Annotated in this window: 16 protein-coding genes; 5 read left to right on the top strand and 11 right to left on the bottom strand. The window is 31.9% G+C overall.

Going from position 1 to position 18,057, the window contains the following annotated elements; genetic code table 11:
• Nucleotides 1–8: 8 nt before the first annotated feature.
• The 3 genes from AAGD53_RS01405 to hflK are packed head-to-tail and all read right to left on the bottom strand — an operon-like array spanning nt 9 to nt 3,534.
• Nucleotides 9–1,577: a Do family serine endopeptidase gene (locus tag AAGD53_RS01405; protein ID WP_375332539.1), complete on the bottom strand. Its 1,569-nt coding sequence runs from the start codon at nt 1,575–1,577 to the stop codon at nt 9–11.
• Between the two features lie 25 nt (nt 1,578–1,602).
• Nucleotides 1,603–2,460, bottom strand: coding sequence for a protease modulator HflC (gene hflC / locus AAGD53_RS01400; protein WP_341755183.1), 858 nt, complete (start codon nt 2,458–2,460; stop codon nt 1,603–1,605).
• 6 nt (nt 2,461–2,466) lie between these two features.
• Nucleotides 2,467–3,534, bottom strand: a complete 1,068-nt coding sequence (gene hflK, locus AAGD53_RS01395) for an FtsH protease activity modulator HflK (protein WP_341763004.1) — start codon at nt 3,532–3,534, stop codon at nt 2,467–2,469.
• An 841-nt stretch (nt 3,535–4,375) separates the two neighbouring features.
• Between hflK and AAGD53_RS01390 the strand changes: the two genes are divergently transcribed.
• From AAGD53_RS01390 to AAGD53_RS01375, 4 genes are read left to right on the top strand one after another with little or no spacing between them, the layout of a single operon-like run.
• Nucleotides 4,376–4,645: a hypothetical protein gene (locus AAGD53_RS01390; protein ID WP_341763003.1), complete on the top strand. Its 270-nt coding sequence runs from the start codon at nt 4,376–4,378 to the stop codon at nt 4,643–4,645.
• 23 nt (nt 4,646–4,668) lie between these two features.
• Complete coding sequence (locus AAGD53_RS01385) at nt 4,669–4,845, top strand: hypothetical protein (protein WP_341763002.1); 177 nt, start codon at nt 4,669–4,671, stop codon at nt 4,843–4,845.
• On the top strand, nt 4,814–5,035 hold the full coding sequence (locus AAGD53_RS01380) for a hypothetical protein (protein ID WP_341763001.1): 222 nt from the start codon (nt 4,814–4,816) through the stop codon (nt 5,033–5,035). The genes AAGD53_RS01385 and AAGD53_RS01380 overlap by 32 nt, the downstream gene beginning before the upstream one ends.
• Nucleotides 5,036–5,066: 31 nt before the next feature.
• On the top strand, nt 5,067–5,732 hold the full coding sequence (locus AAGD53_RS01375; RefSeq protein ID WP_341763000.1) for an HD domain-containing protein: 666 nt from the start codon (nt 5,067–5,069) through the stop codon (nt 5,730–5,732).
• Here AAGD53_RS01375 and AAGD53_RS01370 read toward each other — a convergent pair.
• The 5 genes from AAGD53_RS01370 to AAGD53_RS01350 form a co-directional block, all read right to left on the bottom strand.
• Nucleotides 5,712–7,040 (bottom strand): MFS transporter, encoded by a 1,329-nt coding sequence (locus AAGD53_RS01370; protein WP_341762999.1) that lies wholly within the window; start codon nt 7,038–7,040, stop codon nt 5,712–5,714. The genes AAGD53_RS01375 and AAGD53_RS01370 overlap by 21 nt on opposite strands.
• Nucleotides 7,041–7,123: 83 nt before the next feature.
• Nucleotides 7,124–7,285, bottom strand: coding sequence for a hypothetical protein (locus AAGD53_RS01365; RefSeq protein WP_341762998.1), 162 nt, complete (start codon nt 7,283–7,285; stop codon nt 7,124–7,126).
• Between the two features lie 167 nt (nt 7,286–7,452).
• On the bottom strand, nt 7,453–7,677 hold the full coding sequence (locus AAGD53_RS01360; protein WP_341761959.1) for a portal protein: 225 nt from the start codon (nt 7,675–7,677) through the stop codon (nt 7,453–7,455).
• Between the two features lie 212 nt (nt 7,678–7,889).
• On the bottom strand, nt 7,890–9,986 hold the full coding sequence (locus AAGD53_RS01355; protein ID WP_341762997.1) for a hypothetical protein: 2,097 nt from the start codon (nt 9,984–9,986) through the stop codon (nt 7,890–7,892).
• A 35-nt stretch (nt 9,987–10,021) separates the two neighbouring features.
• On the bottom strand, nt 10,022–10,744 hold the full coding sequence (locus tag AAGD53_RS01350) for an alpha/beta hydrolase (RefSeq protein ID WP_341762996.1): 723 nt from the start codon (nt 10,742–10,744) through the stop codon (nt 10,022–10,024).
• Between the two features lie 190 nt (nt 10,745–10,934).
• Here AAGD53_RS01350 and AAGD53_RS01345 point away from each other — a divergent pair, with 190 nt between their 5' ends.
• Nucleotides 10,935–12,578: a hypothetical protein gene (locus AAGD53_RS01345; protein WP_341762995.1), complete on the top strand. Its 1,644-nt coding sequence runs from the start codon at nt 10,935–10,937 to the stop codon at nt 12,576–12,578.
• Nucleotides 12,579–12,744: 166 nt separating this feature from the next.
• Here AAGD53_RS01345 and AAGD53_RS01340 read toward each other — a convergent pair whose 3' ends face one another.
• The 3 genes from AAGD53_RS01340 to AAGD53_RS01330 are packed head-to-tail and all read right to left on the bottom strand — an operon-like array spanning nt 12,745 to nt 18,056.
• A complete protein-coding gene (locus tag AAGD53_RS01340) occupies nt 12,745–14,820 on the bottom strand; it encodes an ATP-dependent DNA helicase RecG (protein ID WP_341762994.1) in 2,076 nt (691 codons plus the stop codon).
• A gap of 13 nt (nt 14,821–14,833) precedes the next feature.
• Nucleotides 14,834–17,410, bottom strand: a complete 2,577-nt coding sequence (locus AAGD53_RS01335; RefSeq protein ID WP_341762993.1) for an N-6 DNA methylase — start codon at nt 17,408–17,410, stop codon at nt 14,834–14,836.
• 34 nt (nt 17,411–17,444) lie between these two features.
• Nucleotides 17,445–18,056, bottom strand: coding sequence for a ribonuclease D (locus AAGD53_RS01330; RefSeq protein WP_341763376.1), 612 nt, complete (start codon nt 18,054–18,056; stop codon nt 17,445–17,447).
• Nucleotide 18,057: the final 1 nt, after the last annotated feature.

Raw genomic sequence — 18,057 nt, 5'->3', positions numbered from 1 at the left:
CATTACTACTAATTTTCAGATTTGGTAACTGGCAAGGCTATAAACATAGAAACACCCCGTCTCTGTACCAACAAGATTATATTTTGCTTTTTAATAGATTGGGCATTGTCATACAATACATTTAATTGATCTATAGAAGCTATAGGTTGTTGATTACTCGCTATTACTAAATCACCAATTTTAAAACCATAATTTTTTCCATCTTTTGCGATATCAGTTACAATAATGCCCTCGACTTTACTTTTAATGGCAAATTTTCGTTTAAGATTATCTGTTAAATTGCTAAAAGTAACATTATTTTTTACAACAGAAAATTTATTATCAGAAGTTTTATCGCTTACCTTGTCGTTTACTTTTTTACCTTCTAGATCCTCTTCACTACTAATCTTGCCACTTAATTCTTGATTTTTGCCATCGCGTACAACGATAATTTTTACCTCTTGATCCACGGTAGTTTCAGCAACCATTACCTGCAATCTCCTAGAATTTTTTACCGGTTGTCCAGCAAATTCTATTATTACATCCCCAGGTTTTATACCAAATTGATCAGCTGGACCATCTTTTTGTACTTCCACTACTAACGCTCCCGAAGCTTCTTTTAACTCAAACCCTTCAGCTATTTCATTAGTTACTTCTTGAATTACTACCCCAAGCCTACCACGATTAATTTTTCCATTTTGCCTTAGTTGGTCAATAATTGATTTAGCAGTATTAGATGGAATAGCAAATCCAATACCAATACTAGTCCCAGAAGGTGAAAATATTGCTGTATTGACTCCTATAACTTCACCATTAATATTGAACATTGGTCCACCGGAATTACCATTATTAATAGCCGCATCAGTCTGTATAAAATCATCTACTATACCGTTAGTGTTATCAATATCACGTCCCTTTGAAGATATAATACCAGCAGTTACTGTTCCTCCAAGTCTACCAAAAGGATTACCAATAGCAATAACCTGATCTCCTACCCTAGCTTTACTGGAATCACCGAATTTTACAAAAGGCAAAGGAGTTTCAATCTCAATTTTTAAAAGAGCAAGATCAGTTTTTTTATCACTACCTACCAATTTAGCTGATAGCTCCCTATTATCCGTTAATTTTATGTGAATCTCATCTGTATTTGCAACTACATGATGGTTGGTAACAATAAAACCTGTAGAATCTATAATAAAACCAGAGCCAAGGGGAACAGATTTAGGATTGGAATACATCTCATCAAAATCAAAAGGTAGATTAAAACGCTCCAAAAGTTCATTAAAATGATCAAATGGAAAACGCTCGAAAGATTTTTTATGAGAATCTTCTGATTTTTGGTTATATTGTACTGTATACACATTTACCACAGCTGGAATAAGTGGCTCAACAATGTCTGCAAAACTATAATTATGGGATTCAGGTATCTTTATTGGCACTGACTGTAAATTACTAGATTCCTCAGGAGTAATTTTGCTTGACTGAATATCTTTAGCAAAAACAGAAGATGCCAACCACATAGTCATCAGAAAAGTGGCAATTAAATACTTAATTAAATACCTTAGTAAATTGTTAAACTTACAAATATTTTGAACCATATCATCTACCTAATTACTAGTCATCCTATTTACCCAAATTTAGATATTTAAATAGCTCTGCTTCCGGAGACAACACAAAAGAAGTATCATCTTTCTTTAAAGTATTTTTATATACTTCCAAGGATCTATAAAATTTATAGAATTCTGGATCAACAGAATAAGCAAGATTATATATCTTAGCTGCCTCCATGTCACCATCACCTTTTATGATTTGAGATTGCATATAAGCTTCAGCAAGTAATATTTTACTTTCTTTGTCAGCTCTTGATCTTATGCGAGCCCCTTCTTCTTGCCCTTCAGCTCTTATTTGGGTAGCTTCTTTTTCACGAGCAGTTTGCATGCGGCGATAAATTGCTGCACTATTCTCTTTCGGTAAATCAGCTCTTAAGATTCTAACGTCAATTACATCAAGTCCAAAATTCTTTGCTTCCTCATTAACCTGATTTAAGATATTTGACATTATGTCAGACCTTGCACTTGTAAGAAGACTAGTCAAAGGTAATCTACCTATAACTTTTCTCATTGAAGATTCTAGGTTTTTATTAAGTCTAATTTTAACACCTTGGTAGTTATGTACAGTTTTGTAAAACATCACAGGATCAACAATACGAAATTTGGCAAAAGCATCTACGATTACCCTTTTTCCATCAGAAGCAGTTAGCTCTTTTGCTTCCGCCTCTACATTTAAGATACGTTTATCAAAAAATTCAACATTTTGAATAAATGGAATCTTGATATTTAATCCTGGACTTTCAATGGTCCTCATTGCCTCACCAAATTGAAATACCACAGCGGAATGGCGTTGATCAACAGTAAATAAAGCACTGGTAACTGATAATAATAATCCGAAAACTACGAAACTTATATAATAAATTGTCTTCATCCAGCACTACTCCTTAATTTTATTTTGCTGAATTGCCATATGTGGCAAAACACCATTAGTACCCATAATAACTTTGCTGGTATCCGTTAGAATATTTTCTATAGCTTCTAAGTAAAGGCGATCCTTAGTTATTGACTTATTAGCAACATATTGTGTATAGACAGCAGCAAACCTTTTGCTGTCTCCTTCAGCTCTTGAGATAACCTCTTGTCTGTAACCTTCTGCTTCTTGAACAATTTTAGCCGCCTGCCCTCTAGCTTTAGGTAAAATATCATTATTATAGGATTGTGCTTGATTTATCTCACGTTCTTTATCAGCTTTAGAAGTTTGTACATCCCTGTAAGCATCAATTACTTCAGCTGGCGGTTCAGCTTTTAGTAACTGCACTTTCTCAATACCAACACCAGCATTATAATGATCAAGTATTTTCTGTGTTAAAGCTTCAATCTTATTAGTGATTTCTTGTTTTTGGTCTGATAATATCGAAGAGATAGGAGTATTGCCTATAACTTCTCTTATAGCACTTTCAGCAGCTGTTTTTACAGAATCTTCTGGATTAACAATATTAAAAATATATTTTTCTAAATCAGTAATATGCCACATTATATCACAATTTAGTGCAACAATATTCTCATCGCCAGTAAGCATAGTACTTTCAGCAGCCACAGCTTTGGTGTTGTCCATATTAGACCTAAGGCTACTTGTTGATCTATAGCCGATCTCAATTCTACGAGACTGGTTTACCTTCTCAACTACTACCTGTTCAAACGGTAAGGGAAGGTGATAATTCAAACCAGGGAATCCTTTACGAACGAACTTACCAAACCTCATTACTGCAGCTTCCTCTCCTTCCTTAACTTCATAAACTCCGGAGGCAAACCAAACAGCAACTAACGACAACAAAACTAACACCATTATGTTATTGTTGAAGCCAAACTTATTATAGAAATCATTAAGGTTAAACTTATTTTTTTTCCTTGGTCTAGTAAATATATTATATTCACTTTTTTCTTCCTCTTCAGAATCTCCCCAAGGGGATTTTTTTAGAACTTGAGTATATATTCGATTAAACATTTTCTGCTATTGCTATTTTGTTAATTTGTATACTATATCACTAAATATAGTTAGCACTAATACTATTTGATAAAAAAATTTAGTACATTATTATATCTTGTATATCTAACCGCGTCAAGGCTCGTTACTAAAAAATCAACACCTGTATTATAACATTTCTAGCATCTGAGGCTTATGAAAATATAGAAGTACTAGAACTACATGAACCTACTACTAGATTAATGCTAAAATTACTCCTGAAGTAAGTAGAGTGTAAATTGTAAGCAGTGTTTGATCCTCTATTGTAATCACATCTGACCTACCTCTTGCAATAGTAAAACCCTGATGAGGTATGGATTGTGGGGATTAAACTATGAACTTATACCATTTCCCAAAACTAAATTGCTACTCGGAGTACGAGTGTCGAACACCGGAGTGCATAACTGTCGAAAGTTAGTAAGATTTTTGCCATAATAGTTAATCCTATTTCAAAAAAATCTTATAATTTGCAGCTAAAAAGTTAAAATAGAGTAATTTAAATTTTGTTCAGAGCCTAGATATATGACACCAGTTCATTTCATCTTCCTAAAAATACAATAACCAAAACTACTCCACTGAAAGTTCAGAACAACAAAAATATTAACCATCAAAAACTATAATAACAATTTTAGCGACTGTTACTAGATTAACATTATTCTAAAAAACTTAAAAAATTCCCTTTACTCTGCGGAAAAATAATTGTATTCATGCAAGACGATACTACGTGGTGTAGTGTCAGCACCGAGGTTAGAAGACAATCGAACAAATTACAATCTAACCTCAGTGTCTATTTTTCGCAAAACAAAAAACAGGAGTTAATTTTATGACTAACGATGTTAAAAATCAACCACAAAATAATTTTACAAATGAAAAAATAAATAATATCATTAATATTGCGGCACAAATATTTAAAGGAGTTTTGCAGAGCAATAATATAACTTATATAGAATTTATCGCAGTTCGTATAGGTTTAGAAGGAATTAAAATACTTAGCAAAGTTTTAGAAGATAATAAGCTTATAACCGCAATACGTCTTTGCAACAACGATATTGACCTTGAGGAACTAACTATGCTTCAAACCGTTAGAGAATAATCATAGTGTGATTAATATAGATATTGGGTTTAATAATATTAGGTGTTCAGGGGCTAATCATACTAGCTGAATTTCTAGCAAGTGATAAAACCATAAAGCAAATAAGTCTTATAGGCAATGATATTGGTGATGAAGGGGCGGATATACTGGCAGGAGTTCTAACAAATAATGAAAATTGTAAAGCAAGTGGATATTGGTAGCAATAATATTACTGATAAAGGAGTAATAACACTGGTGAGACTTCTAGAGTTTAATAATAAAATTACAAGCAAAATAATAATAGAGTTCACAGATTATGACAATGAAAATATTAGTTATCAAGTAGAAGAGCTGTTAACTGAGACTCTAGAAAGCCATAACAAAACTAGGGGTAGAAAATATTTAATTTAATGTAGAATTAAAATAACGAAAGAGGCATTTTATGGAAGATATTGAAAATTGGCAGATAAAGTTTAAATCTTGCGAATATTCTGCTAAGTTACTTAGTAAATTGATTTCACTAAATGAAAAAGTAACTCACCCAGTAGATATCAGAGAAATTATCAAATCTATCTATTGTGCTAAGAAATATCATGGTAGTCAAATGCGGCAATCAGGTGAACCATGTTACTCACACCCGATTGAAGTAGCTTATATGTTTGCTAGCTATACAGCTCAAGCAGTTCACCAATTGTTTAACACTAACATGATCGTTACCAGTTTACTACACGACACGATCGAAGATACAAAACTTACCGAAGAGATGATTACTCAAATTTTTGGGAGTCTAATTGCTAGCCAAGTGGAAGCTCTAACAAGAATCAAGCCTTACGGCAAGATTAGCTCCAAAGAGATTTTAGATTTATTAGTTCAACAAGAAAAATATGATGTAGCATTGATTAAAATTTTTGATCGCATTCACAACTTACAAACTCTAGGAGCTAGATCACCTGAAAAGGCACTGAAGGTAGTTAAGGAAACTATAGGATATTTTATAACTCTTTGTATTCGCTTAGAAATACCAACAGCCGAACAACAATTAGTAAATCTATGTTACAAAAATTTGCCTATTAACTCCATACCGGCTCTAGACTATACAGTTTTTTGAGTGGATGATTTTAGCTATTTTCGTCAGGTTTTCAAAATGCAATAATCCGTAAGTAAAACCAATGATTATAGGAATTATAATAAACCATATTCCCCAATTGCCAAAACACTCAACAAGGTAGACAAAACCAAAAGCACTAATAACATATATCATAGCACGAGATACAGAAAATGTCATGCTAGCATAGGTAAAACGTTTAAATATAGGAAAGCTTTTTAAACAAATAGGAGTAGCGGGGTTTAAGCATTGTTTCCATAAGACTATAAAAAATTGAATAAAAAATAACTGATAAGGAGAATTAACATTATTCAATAAATACGGACAAAATATCATAAAAATAGAAAATATTAGCAGTGTAATTTTTATGATTAATAATGGATAAACTTTTAAACTTAAATAACATAATATTAATGTGATTAACAACTCCATTATACAAACAATAAAATTATGCTTAATAATTTCGGGTACTGTGTAACCAAAGCTAGTTTTTAAAATATTACCACAATATATATAAATAAAATAAACACATACCGGTAAGGCACATTGTAGTAAAAAGAAAGCTATTACAGTTTTTTTATTAACTTTTTCTTGCCAAATAGGATCGTTTTTTAAAATATTTATATCTGTATTAGTTGTTTTAAAAACTTTTTTTATTCGACGTTTGGCATCGGCAAATTCTGGGGCTTCTCTAAGTTTTTTTCTTGCAACAGAACCAACAAATGCAATTATTGCACCAATCCAAAATGCTATACGCCAATTAATACCATAACAAACAACAAGTGAAGAAATTGCCAAAGCTCCTACTGTTCCTAGGACAGCACAAGCCCCTATCAATCCAACACTTGCATATTGTATTGGGGGCGCAAGCATTTCAGTTAAATAAAGTTCTGCCCCTACTATTTCGCCCATAGAAGACATACCTTGAACAGCCCGGCAGATAATCGCTATCCAAACCGCTACGATTCCTACTTGTTCGTAAGTAGGAAGATTAGCCATAACAACGCAAGCAGATGACATCATGAAAGTTGTGATGATAACTGTTGATTTACGCCCTATATTATCACCTATCCATCCAAATATTAAAGCCCCTAATGGTCTAAGTAGGTAAGTTGTACAAAAAGCACCTGCAGAATACAAAGCAGTAGTGTGTGGATCAGTTTTGGGAAAAAATAATTCATTAAGAACCCCTGCCATATGAACGTAAATCATCAAATCAAAATATTCAAGGAATGTGCCTATTGATAGTAACCTCACAGCTTCTTTTTGTTCTTTGTTTAAACTTCTTTGTTCTTGAGGATACCCTATCATTTTTCTTACCATCAATAGCTTGACTATTAATGATAGCAAGAAAAAATAATATTAAAAGTGAAAATAAATTTTAGTTAACGATATTACAACAATCTTAATAACCTCAATTTCGGATTAATTTCATTAATCCGAAATTGGAATGAGAATTTAGACTGGAGATCAAAAAAATCTGATTCTAATATCTCTGCTTTTGCGTATTCATAGAGTATTTGGATTCCTCTACCTACTTCTAAAAAACCAAACATAGTATTTATATTTTTAATTTCTTTAAGGAATAGAAAAATGATATCAACATTATTACAAGTAATAGGAAACTATTTTCTTAAGAGTTTTGCAAGCATAATATTGAACAAACAAATAAATGGAGTTATATATACATATACAACCCTTGTATTTTATTCATAATTCCTAATCAAAGAAATTCCGTCTCGATTCTACCAACCATTGGTGACATTAACCGGTATTGCTCCTCCGTTCTAATTTGCACCTCAGTGGCAGTCATTTCTTTATTTTCCTTCTGCATCCTAAATATATCGATATAGAATGCCTTATATATGGCATCGCGACATTGATTTTGTTCTATCTCAGTAGGTATAAGATTTTCCATACCAGTTAGGGGCATTATTTTATCCGCCATGCCATTATGGTAAAAGTTAACACTACCCAGAGGAGGCGATGGAATCGCCTCCTCGCAATGACCTTGGTTATTTTTCTGCAACTTTTAAACTGTCATGATGAATTCTAAAACCGCTGCCTCTTCGAACTTTCGACAGCTCTGACCTATGATCCCTGAAGACGACAACGCAATTCTTGATTTTCTATCTGAGTATACCCTGCAAGGTCTTTTGTTTATCTTGCTTTATCCATTCTAGCTGTTGGTGTAGGTTTCACTGATATAGGTTTTACTGCTACAGGTTTTACTATAGGTTCTAACAATATTTCTTTAATTTTTAGGCTTTCAGCTACAACCTTTTCTGTGTCATCTATCTTAGCCAATTTTTCAGGAGTAATTTTATGCATCAAATGCTTCGATAAACTAGGGAGTCCTATTTTTTCACAAAAATTTGCTGCCTTATAACATATCTTCTCTACATTAGTTAAATTAGGGGTCGTCATTACCATTAGTTGAACTGTCTCTGCAACATCCCTAAGATAATATGGATCTTGCTTTATTTTCTTAACATCTTCATCAGTAAGGTAATTTTCTTTTTTAAGATGGGTCAATAATTTGTCATAAAAATTCTTTAGTTTTGCCATAACATTCTCGTTACTTGCTGTTACTGTTTCTTTTATGAAATCCTCAACTTTCTTTCCAAAAGATTCAAGACGTTTGTCTATATCTGCAACATATTCTGTTGGATTCAAACTTGTTACACTTTTTTGAACCTTCGACACCGAGACTTCTACCTCTTGCCATTTACCATCTTGACTCTTTTGCCATTGTTGTTCTTGAACAGTCGTTGTTACAGGTTGAGCAGGAACTTTAATTTGATAATCATGTTCGCTAGCCCACTGTAAAGCACTTTTTCCTTCAATTTGAATATTATGGTGAGCTGCATAGGCTACCGGGTCTTTAATAAGAGATTTAGCAAAAGTTTCTAACCACTGACCGTTTTTAAATTCAGGCGATACATCACTAAATTTAGCCACTATGTCTGCTGCTCTTGCTACCTCTTTCATATTATTGAGGTTTTCCTTGATATGTTCTTTATAAAATGTGCTTAATTCATTAAAATCATTAATTTGCTTTTCTTCAAATTTATCACCTTCAAATCTAGCTGTTACAACGAGACCTTTTGGAGAGAACCCATGTTTTTTCAATTCATCAACTTTTTGATCAATTATAGCATCTATCTGCTGATCATCTAACTGACCTATCATTTGCTTTAATGCTTCACTATATTTTTCAATGTTAAATGATAAATTACCTGCCTTAATAGCTTCAGTATAGTTAACTCCCTTATGTGAAAACATTTTATGTGTTGCCTCAATCATAGCACCAAAATCTTGGTGAAACATTGCAAAAGATCTACCGTGATCTATTTTAGTTACAGTCTTCCCATCCTGCACCATCAAATTACCGGCATGATAATCCAATTCCCCTAACATATGACAAGCAGCAATAACCTTTTCAAATCCTTCTAATTCTTTTAATTTTTGATCATTTTCTCCAATGCTAGTAGTATAAGGACCCTTAGCAAATTCTGCAAGCTGTACCACGTTATCAAAAAATTTAGAACGTATAGCAATGAATGGGAACCTGCCCTGCTCAGGTACTACTAATGCCTCTTTAGGGGTGCGATCATATAATAAAAACTGATACATAGAAGAACCGATTAACTCCCGCACACCATCATTCCGATCTGCTAAAGCTTGCTTTTGCTGTTCGTGTGTTTGTAGGCTGAAACAATCATCATGCTGTTTATAGAAACTTTTTAACATGAAAATATTCTGTGTTCCTTGTTCTTCAGCAACATATCCAACAGATACACCAGCTTGCTTATCGCCTTTTCTTTTAAATTTTGTATTTTTAGCCGTTACTCTATCTCGTAGCATAGCTTCAAGTGGATCTTTTTGGGATTCTTTTAGCTTTTTTGGACGTGCTGGCTTATTTTTTTTAGCTAATGCATCCATAAGCGGAATATCTATTAGTTCTCTTAGTGATTGGTTTTGATCTCCAGGAAAAGCCTCTTTTATTACCTTTAATGCTTCACCTACAATGTATTTAGAATGTGTAAGTTTCCGCATTTTCTTTCTATACAAATCAATATTGGATTCTGATGGCTCTTGAGCAAGTGCTATCACGCTACTAGCAAGGTTTCCACATTTTTTAGAGATTCTAGTATTTATATCTAGATCGTCACCTTTTGACTTTGCAAGTGTTATTAAAGTTGTAAATAATTGAGTATGTAAAGATTGTTTAAGTTCTTCTTGATTTTTTGCCATAAAGATCCAATTTTGTAATTAATTGCTAATTGAAGTTAATCTAAGAAAACTTTTTGCAAAGGTTTATTTGCTAAATTTTCTTCAGTTAAAAAATCCTTCTTTAAATGCGTAACCTGATTATTCAATAATCTTAATTGTAAATAATCATTAATTGCTTGGGTAAATTCACCAAGTTTGTTCCGAAAAAAATGATCGGCTCCTTTGATAATCTTATAGTCGACAGTTATATGTTTTTGCTTAGATAATTTATCTACTAGTTCAAGCACTGATTCTTCGGATACAATACTATCATTGTCACCTTGTATTACAAAACCAGAAATAGGGCATTGAGACAAGAACGAAAAATCATATTTATTTACTGGCGGAGATATCGCAATAAAATTATTAATCTCTGGCCTTCTCATGATAAGTTGCATGGCTATCCATGCTCCAAAAGAAAACCCTGCTATCAAATTTAGACTGCTAGTAGGGTTGTTAAGTTGCAGCCAATCAAGTGCTGTTGCAGCATCAGTCATTTCGCCAATACCATTATCAAACTCTCCTTGGGAACGTCCAACGCCCCTAAAATTAATTCTGAGTACTGTGAATCCATTAGCTACTAATGATTTATAGACATTGTAAACCACTTTGCTATTCATAGTGCCACCGTAAAGCGGATGCGGATGTAATAATAAAGCAAGGGGAGCTTTAGGATTACTAGATTTAGTATAAAGCCCTTCGATCCGACCAGCAGGACCATTAAAAAAAACGTTAGCCATAATTATAACATATAATATATCAATTTATATCGATCACTAAGACCAAAAACAAAATTATAACATGCCATTTTATAGATTTCAAGATAACTATATATTAGTAATGTTACAAGACCGACTTTTAAATTCTCCTAGATATCAATTAGTATTTCTGCTAGGTTCTTATTATTCAAATTTGTACGTTTAAATAACCATGAAGAATATATTAATTATTAAACTATTACTTTTATTATTTACGATTAAAACCGCTTTGGCACAGCCATTGTCAATTGATAGCATATATCAAAATTTATTAGTAACATCTCCAAAATACAATAATATCACTTATAATAAACCTTCAACCAATTATTTAGTACCAAATCATTGGTTGCTGCAAACGCCAAATATTTGGGGTGCTGCTTTAGAAGAATATGGAGAAGGGCTTACGCCAGTTGGAGATAACGTGATAGATGCACAATTTTTTGTCCCAACATGCCGTACTCAATCAGATTGTCGTGGAATCAGTACTTGTCGGACTGCTGATTTTACTTTGGATAATAGAACATTATGTTTAACAAATGCATATAATGTGTTAAACACTATGTATAATACAATTATTAATGCTACTACATCTGTAGACATTACAACTCTTGGTAGAAATTACTTTAGTTCAGGAGCATTTACTGCTATGTTGAAAAATGCTATAATAACGCTAGGTAAAAAAAGCATTAATTCTCCTCATCTTATAACTATACGCTTATTATATGGTACGTATAAAGAAGTTCCACCTGAATGGATGAAAAGCTATTTAAATAATATTATTTCTAAATTACCAGCCAATAATAAACTAATTATATCAATTGCTAATATTAGGTCATGTACATTTAAATCCAATTGTGGAAATCAAGAGAAACAACATGATATCTCTCTTGATTTCTCTTGGAATCATGGCAAAATTATTGCGGTGGATGGTAATACATTAATCACTGGTGGAGAAAATTTATTTGGTCAGGATTACACTCAAGCAGAGCCAGTTAATGATGCCAATATTAAAATATTTGGACCTGTTGTAAATGGGGCAACAACTTATGCTAATATATTATGGAAATATGTACAACATCATCGAGATATAGCAGTAAACCGTTGTTATACATATAAGAAGGGGTATATTTCAACAAAATGTGCTAAAGCTATTTCCTTAAATAACGAATTTAATATTAATAGTTCATTACCTGTACAGGCAATGTTTATTAGTAAATTGAACAATGGAGTTGGCATTGGTGATGATGCTGATCAATCAGAAATTGCAAGGGTATTTGCTCTAAAAAATGCTACTCGCTCTATCAAAATTAGCCAACAAGCCCTATTTTTTAAAGAGAGTAATTATCCACTGCTAGATAAAGTACTGCCACCAATTAGTACTGTTAATGGCAATATTATTCAAGCAATAGCATATGCTATACATAATAATGCAGTAGATACATATATAGTGACCAGCAACTTATTCAGATTTAATTACTCAGATCATGTAGATTTACAATATTTATATGATTATATACTTAATACGATAGTTTCTGACTATCATGTTGAGAGTAAAGTAGCCGAACAAGAATTAAAACAGCATCTCCATCTTGCTTATATAAGTTATAATCATAGTATTAATACCAATGCAAGAAGCCATAATAAGTTTTGGATAGTAGATGACAAAGTTTTTTATTTTGGTAGTCATAATTTTTACCCAACATCATTACAACAATTTGGCATTATTGTAGATAGTATAGAAGCTAGTAAAATATTATTGGAAACCTATTGGAATCCTATGTGGGAATATTCTGCTAAATATACTGCTCGTAAATGAAGAGTTGATAGACGATAGTATAACTTCAAGAAGAGCTAGGCAGTAGCAAAGTCGAGCAGCAGAGCGTACATGAGTAACGGAGCAGCGGATATCTTTAGACACGACAACGCCAATTCTTGAAGTTCTACCTGAGTATATAACTTCAGAATGAATAACGGTTGAACTGTTAGTTCAATTCATTAAACTCTACTCTAGCAAATAATTTTGTTTGAAGTAGAGAGAGTTCAGAATGATCTTTTGAACCTTCTTCTGCTAATTTATTGGCTTTAGTTAAAAGGTCTAAATCTCTAGCTAGATCAGCGAAAAAGAATCTTATTTCACCACTTTGCTTTGTTCCTAATATTTCTCCGCTACCTCTTAAGAGTAGATCTTGCTCTGCTATATAAAAACCATCATTGCTGTTTCTCATCACTTCAAATCTAGATTTTGCAACCATACTTAATTTTTGAGGATCATATAGAAGAATACAATGAGATTGTAAAGTTCCACGTCCAACTCTACCTCTTATCTGATGTAACTGAGCTAAACCAAACTGTTCAGCATTTTCTATTACTATTAAGGTTGCTTCTGGTACATCGATACCCACTTCAATTACAGTTGTAGCAACCAAGATTTTAATATTACCATTCTTAAATTGGTGCATAATCATATCTTTTTGCTCATTTTTCATTTTACCATGTATAGTACCTGTAATGCTAGGGTAGGCATTCTCAATGGTAACTAGTCTAGTATTGATGTCGATTAATCCTGTATTTTTTGCCTGTGTTGTTAACTCTTCATCATTTTGATCGATAAGGGGACATATCCAGTAAATTTTCTCTCCAAATTTTAGCTTTTTATCCAAAACTGAAATTACATCATTTAGCTTGGTCTTTGGCAATATGCTAGTAATAATTGGTAGTCGATTTTTTGGTTTGCTTGTTAATTTAGCAATATCCATATCTCCAAACATGGTCAAAGTAAGACTTCTAGGAATAGGGGTTGCGGTCATCACCAAAACATCGGGATGCGAGGCTTTGTTAATTAAATCCAACCGTTGTTGTACACCAAATTTATGCTGTTCATCAATGACGATATAACCTAAATTTTTAAAGTTTACTTTTTCTTGAAATAATGCATGAGTACCAATTAATATATCAATATCTCCGTTTTCTAGACTTGATAGAACTTTGTTTCGTTCTTTGCTAGATATTTTTCCAGTAAGTAAACCAAGCCTTATTCCAGTTTCACTTAAGGCTTTAACGAAGAATTGGTAATGCTGGTTTGCTAATAAATCGGTAGGGGCCATTAGTGCAGCTTGAAATTTATGGTATGCTACAGTGACCATTGTCAATAAAGCTACTAAGGTTTTACCAGAGCCAACATCGCCTTGGAGTAAACACATCATTTCTGTAGGAGATAATTGATGTTTTTCAATTGCTTCGATTACTTTTTTTTGGTCTAGTGTGAGTTCAAAGCCTAATGTCTTAAGTATTGATTGTTGTAGCTGACTAGACCCTGTAAATGAATTACCTTGTTTTAATTTTGTTTGCTGGCGGAGATATTGTAATGAAATTTGATTAGCAAAAAGTTCTTTTTCTGCCAATCGTCTTAAGGCTTGAGTATGTAATTCTTCTAATTTCTTAGTTTTAACCTGATATAAATGTAAAGTTTTTAAATCTTCTAATAATGATTTAGTATAGTCCTTTACTTCTTGAAAACTCTCAGGAATACAGCTCCACTCTTTCTCAAACAAATCAAGCCCCTTTATTATATAGGAATAAAGTTGCTTATTAATTATCCCATAGGTCAAAGGATATATTGGTTCTAGGGGGCTGGTAAGTTTTTGATCCAAAATAAATATTGGGTGGACTATTTGAGGTAAGCTAGAAAAAACTCGTACCTTACCATTAATTGTATGTTTACTGCCTATTGTAAGTTTACTTAGGATAAAATAAGAGGGTCTATTAAAAAATATCAGTAGAATTGAGCCAGTTTCATTATATCCTAAAATTTTCAAAGGCTGTTTTTTGTTCTTAGGCACAAGAACTTCTTCAATTGTTATTTCAGTTTGAATTAACTGACCATTTTTTAGTGAAGATAAATTTGGTGAAATTATTTTAATTTGATAAGAAGTAGGACTATAAAATAACAAATCTCTTAAATTGATTATTCCCAATCTTTTGAGTCCAATAATTATATTATCACTAACGTTAATACGTGATTTAATTGGTAAGAAAAAAAACTTACTGCTAGTTAACATATTATTTTTTTAATTAGTATAATCCTATATCAACTTTAATATTTTCAATTTTTTCTAGCTCTGCTTTCAGATTTCTTTTTATTTCTTCAATTTTACGATATTTTTCTGCTATTTCTTTTTGTTTCTGTAGATCAAATTCTCCTGCCTGGGTTATTGGGATTTTGACTTTAACATTTTTGATAATTTCAACAGTAACTCTTTTATTATCAGTACCTTTTGCATAAGTTTTTAGGTTTTCAGTCAAATAGGAATATACATATTCTAAAGAAATATTTGGTATTTTGGTTATTAATGCTCCGCAATGTGTTGTCATGGAAAATTTACCGTTACGCACAAATACTGTGCCAGCATAAATTCCGTCTGTTGTCCACGTTAAGCATTCGCAATCATAGTCATAGCTATCAATGTAACCAATAATACCTCGATCAATTGTTTGTGCTGAATATAGGGGATAATCACCTTTATGATTTTTGACAAAAATATTTGTATATTTTGCTAACCCTTTTTTAATTTTAAAAATATTAGCTATTGACAGTTCTTTATAAAGAGGAGAGTAGGTCTCTATATGAAATTCATCCTTTATTTCTATAGATGCATTATTTAATGATTGAGATGTGTCTTCAAGTATAGAGCTAAACTCTATTGGAGAAATTAGATTAAACTTATCTATTGCTCCAAGTTCTATCCTTTCCTCTTCACTCCAATTGCAATCAATATTCCAATCTCTTAAATTATTTTTAAACCATTCAACTTCCAGTATTTTGCATCTCTTATCATGATTAATTTTAGCAAAATATTTTTTATTTCCTTTAAAAGCATTGTATAAATTGACTGCCTCTTTTAGATCATCTTGCTCAATATCAAATCTATAAATATCTCTACTCTCTCCAATTTCACTTACTAAATAAGTAAATACTGGGTCAGTTTGTATTTCAGTAGTATTATTCTTCTTTGTTAATGCTAAAATGTATGTTTTTTTACTAATTGTAAAAAATGTTTTAACAGGCAATGAAATTATTGCATCAATATAGCAAATATCTAAAATATATTGTCTTAAATTTTTATCATTTTGCCTGTTAAACATTCCTTCAGGTACAATTATAAAAGCCTTGCCATCTAGTTTTAAAGCTTTTATAATCCATTCCACAAACAAACCTTCAACACCCATTGCATTGATTTTGTAATGGTTTTTTAGGTTCGTTTTGGCAATTTCTTCCTTAAAATTACTACTTCCATCACTAAAATAAGGAGGATTTGTCAGAATTAGATCATACTGGTTTTCAACAATTTCTGATAATGTACCTAGTATTGATTCCCTCTTTAAAATAAAGCTTTCATTGAATATATTAGCAAATCCTTTTGTAAGCCCTGCATTATCTTTTATAAGGTCACAAAAATAAATCAGCATATTTGCCTTTGCTAAGATAATTATTCTTTGTGCATCTTTATCAAAACCTTTATCAAAACCAACTATTTTTACCTTTTGTTTTATTTCACCATTTTCAATAGTGAATAATTTATCAAGTTTATCTTTTATAAATTCCAAAGGAAATTTTCCGACACCACAAGCAGGGTCACAAATTGTCATGCCTTCTTTTAATGTACCTTCTGCCATTTCATTCACTGCACGCACCACTTTGATCGGTGTAAAAAATTGTCCCAAGTGCTTTTTACTGGTACTTGCCTTTAAAAAACTTTCAAATAATTTGCTTTTAAAATCATGATCAATATGTTCAAGTTTACCATAGTTTCTAAACTTTTCTAAAACTTTTTTAAAGACAGTTCCGTATCCAGTAATAGCTTTTTGATCTTCACTTACAAATATAGTGCAATTTATAATCGTTGTTTTATCTATAGGATTTTCTGGAAATAACTCTTTTATTTTGGGTCTTATAATATTTGCATAATGTTGTAGTACATCGTTATATTCATCATATTTGTACATATCTATTAATTTATCAAACGAATAAGTACCAGTTAATATATTTAAATCGCTCAAATATTTGAATATAAACAACTCAACAAAACTATATAAGCAATTTTCAGGAGTTGCACCACTTACACTCCAAATATCTTGCCAAATTTGTTTGGAAAGATCTGTTGGATTGACTAGTTTTTTAGGTAAAATCCTATCATTTTTTTCATTTATCGATTGTATTATTTCTGTAATAATTTTTTGTAAATTCTCATCTATTGGATTAAATTTATATTTAAAAGCATTACCATTCGCATCTTTAATATTATTGCCAGTTGCAACATTAATCCAAAGCGTTTCTTGAGTATCAGTTGCAATTATTAGCTTGGTTTTTAACTTCTTTGCAACTTCAATTCCTTGTAAAATAGCCTGATTTTTCTTGTCAACTGTATTAAATTGCTTAGGATGTTTATATTCAACTATTGCTATAACTTCCTTTTGCTTTACAATAATTGCATCAACTTTTCTACGTTCAACACTTCCATAATCTATACTTCTTATTATATCATATTTTTTCAAAGCACTAATAGTTGTTGCACCAATATTATAAAAATTCCAAGTTCCTATTTTCTGAGGATTTTTAATTAAGTTGCGTTGCAGTAATTCTTCACTCATAATAGTAACTATATTTGTTTGCAGCATCTAGAGCTTAGTGCATAAAAATATCAATATCGTTCCATCCTACTAGGTCTAAGTTAGCTCTAATAGGTAAAAACTTAAAAATCTGTTTTGCAATATCTAACCTATTTTCGACCAGTAACATATCTTGCAAGGTAGCACGAAGTTGATGTAGGTAAAGGACGTCTTTGGCGGCATATTCTTTTTGTTCAGCTGTAAGATCCAACCTTCCCCAATAGGAAGATTGTTGTTGTTTAGAAATTTGGACTGAAAGTAGTTCGCGGCATAAGTCCTTTAAACCATGACTGTCAGTATAGGTTCTAACCAGTTTAGAAGATATTTTTGTACAGAATATGTTCTCCAAATCTATTCCAAGATATTTTTTTATTGCTGCTAAATCAAATCTAGCATAGTGAAATATTTTGCATCGATTCTTATCAAGTAATAGTTTTTTTAAATTAGGTGCTACGTAATTCTTGTCAATAAAGTTTACTAAGTAAGCCTTACCATCTCCATTACTCAGTTGCAAAAGGCATAACCTATCCCTATGTAAGTTTAATCCCATCGTTTCTGTATCGATTGCTAGGTCTCCTGCAATATTAAAATCTTCCGCGAGATCATTCTGAAAAACTATAATACTGATA

The sequence above is a fragment of the Candidatus Tisiphia endosymbiont of Melanophora roralis genome (assembly GCF_964026575.1).
Lineage (GTDB): Bacteria > Pseudomonadota > Alphaproteobacteria > Rickettsiales > Rickettsiaceae > Tisiphia.
The sequence above is the reverse complement of the archived record's forward strand: the minus strand, read 5'-3'. Positions and strand labels throughout refer to the sequence as shown.

What these genes read in the sequence shown, in the direction of transcription:
- AAGD53_RS01405 (WP_375332539.1), bottom strand. Translation starts at nt 1,577, where the DNA reads ATGGTTCAAAATATTTGTAAGTTTAACAATTTACTAAGGTATTTAATT.
- hflC (WP_341755183.1), bottom strand. Translation starts at nt 2,460, where the DNA reads ATGAAGACAATTTATTATATAAGTTTCGTAGTTTTCGGATTATTATTA.
- hflK (WP_341763004.1), bottom strand. Translation starts at nt 3,534, where the DNA reads ATGTTTAATCGAATATATACTCAAGTTCTAAAAAAATCCCCTTGGGGA.
- AAGD53_RS01390 (WP_341763003.1), top strand. Translation starts at nt 4,376, where the DNA reads ATGACTAACGATGTTAAAAATCAACCACAAAATAATTTTACAAATGAA.
- AAGD53_RS01380 (WP_341763001.1), top strand. Translation starts at nt 4,814, where the DNA reads ATGAAAATTGTAAAGCAAGTGGATATTGGTAGCAATAATATTACTGAT.
- AAGD53_RS01375 (WP_341763000.1), top strand. Translation starts at nt 5,067, where the DNA reads ATGGAAGATATTGAAAATTGGCAGATAAAGTTTAAATCTTGCGAATAT.
- AAGD53_RS01370 (WP_341762999.1), bottom strand. Translation starts at nt 7,040, where the DNA reads ATGATAGGGTATCCTCAAGAACAAAGAAGTTTAAACAAAGAACAAAAA.
- AAGD53_RS01365 (WP_341762998.1), bottom strand. Translation starts at nt 7,285, where the DNA reads ATGTTTGGTTTTTTAGAAGTAGGTAGAGGAATCCAAATACTCTATGAA.
- AAGD53_RS01360 (WP_341761959.1), bottom strand. Translation starts at nt 7,677, where the DNA reads ATGGCGGATAAAATAATGCCCCTAACTGGTATGGAAAATCTTATACCT.
- AAGD53_RS01355 (WP_341762997.1), bottom strand. Translation starts at nt 9,986, where the DNA reads ATGGCAAAAAATCAAGAAGAACTTAAACAATCTTTACATACTCAATTA.
- AAGD53_RS01350 (WP_341762996.1), bottom strand. Translation starts at nt 10,744, where the DNA reads ATGGCTAACGTTTTTTTTAATGGTCCTGCTGGTCGGATCGAAGGGCTT.
- AAGD53_RS01345 (WP_341762995.1), top strand. Translation starts at nt 10,935, where the DNA reads ATGAAGAATATATTAATTATTAAACTATTACTTTTATTATTTACGATT.
- AAGD53_RS01340 (WP_341762994.1), bottom strand. Translation starts at nt 14,820, where the DNA reads ATGTTAACTAGCAGTAAGTTTTTTTTCTTACCAATTAAATCACGTATT.
- AAGD53_RS01335 (WP_341762993.1), bottom strand. Translation starts at nt 17,410, where the DNA reads ATGAGTGAAGAATTACTGCAACGCAACTTAATTAAAAATCCTCAGAAA.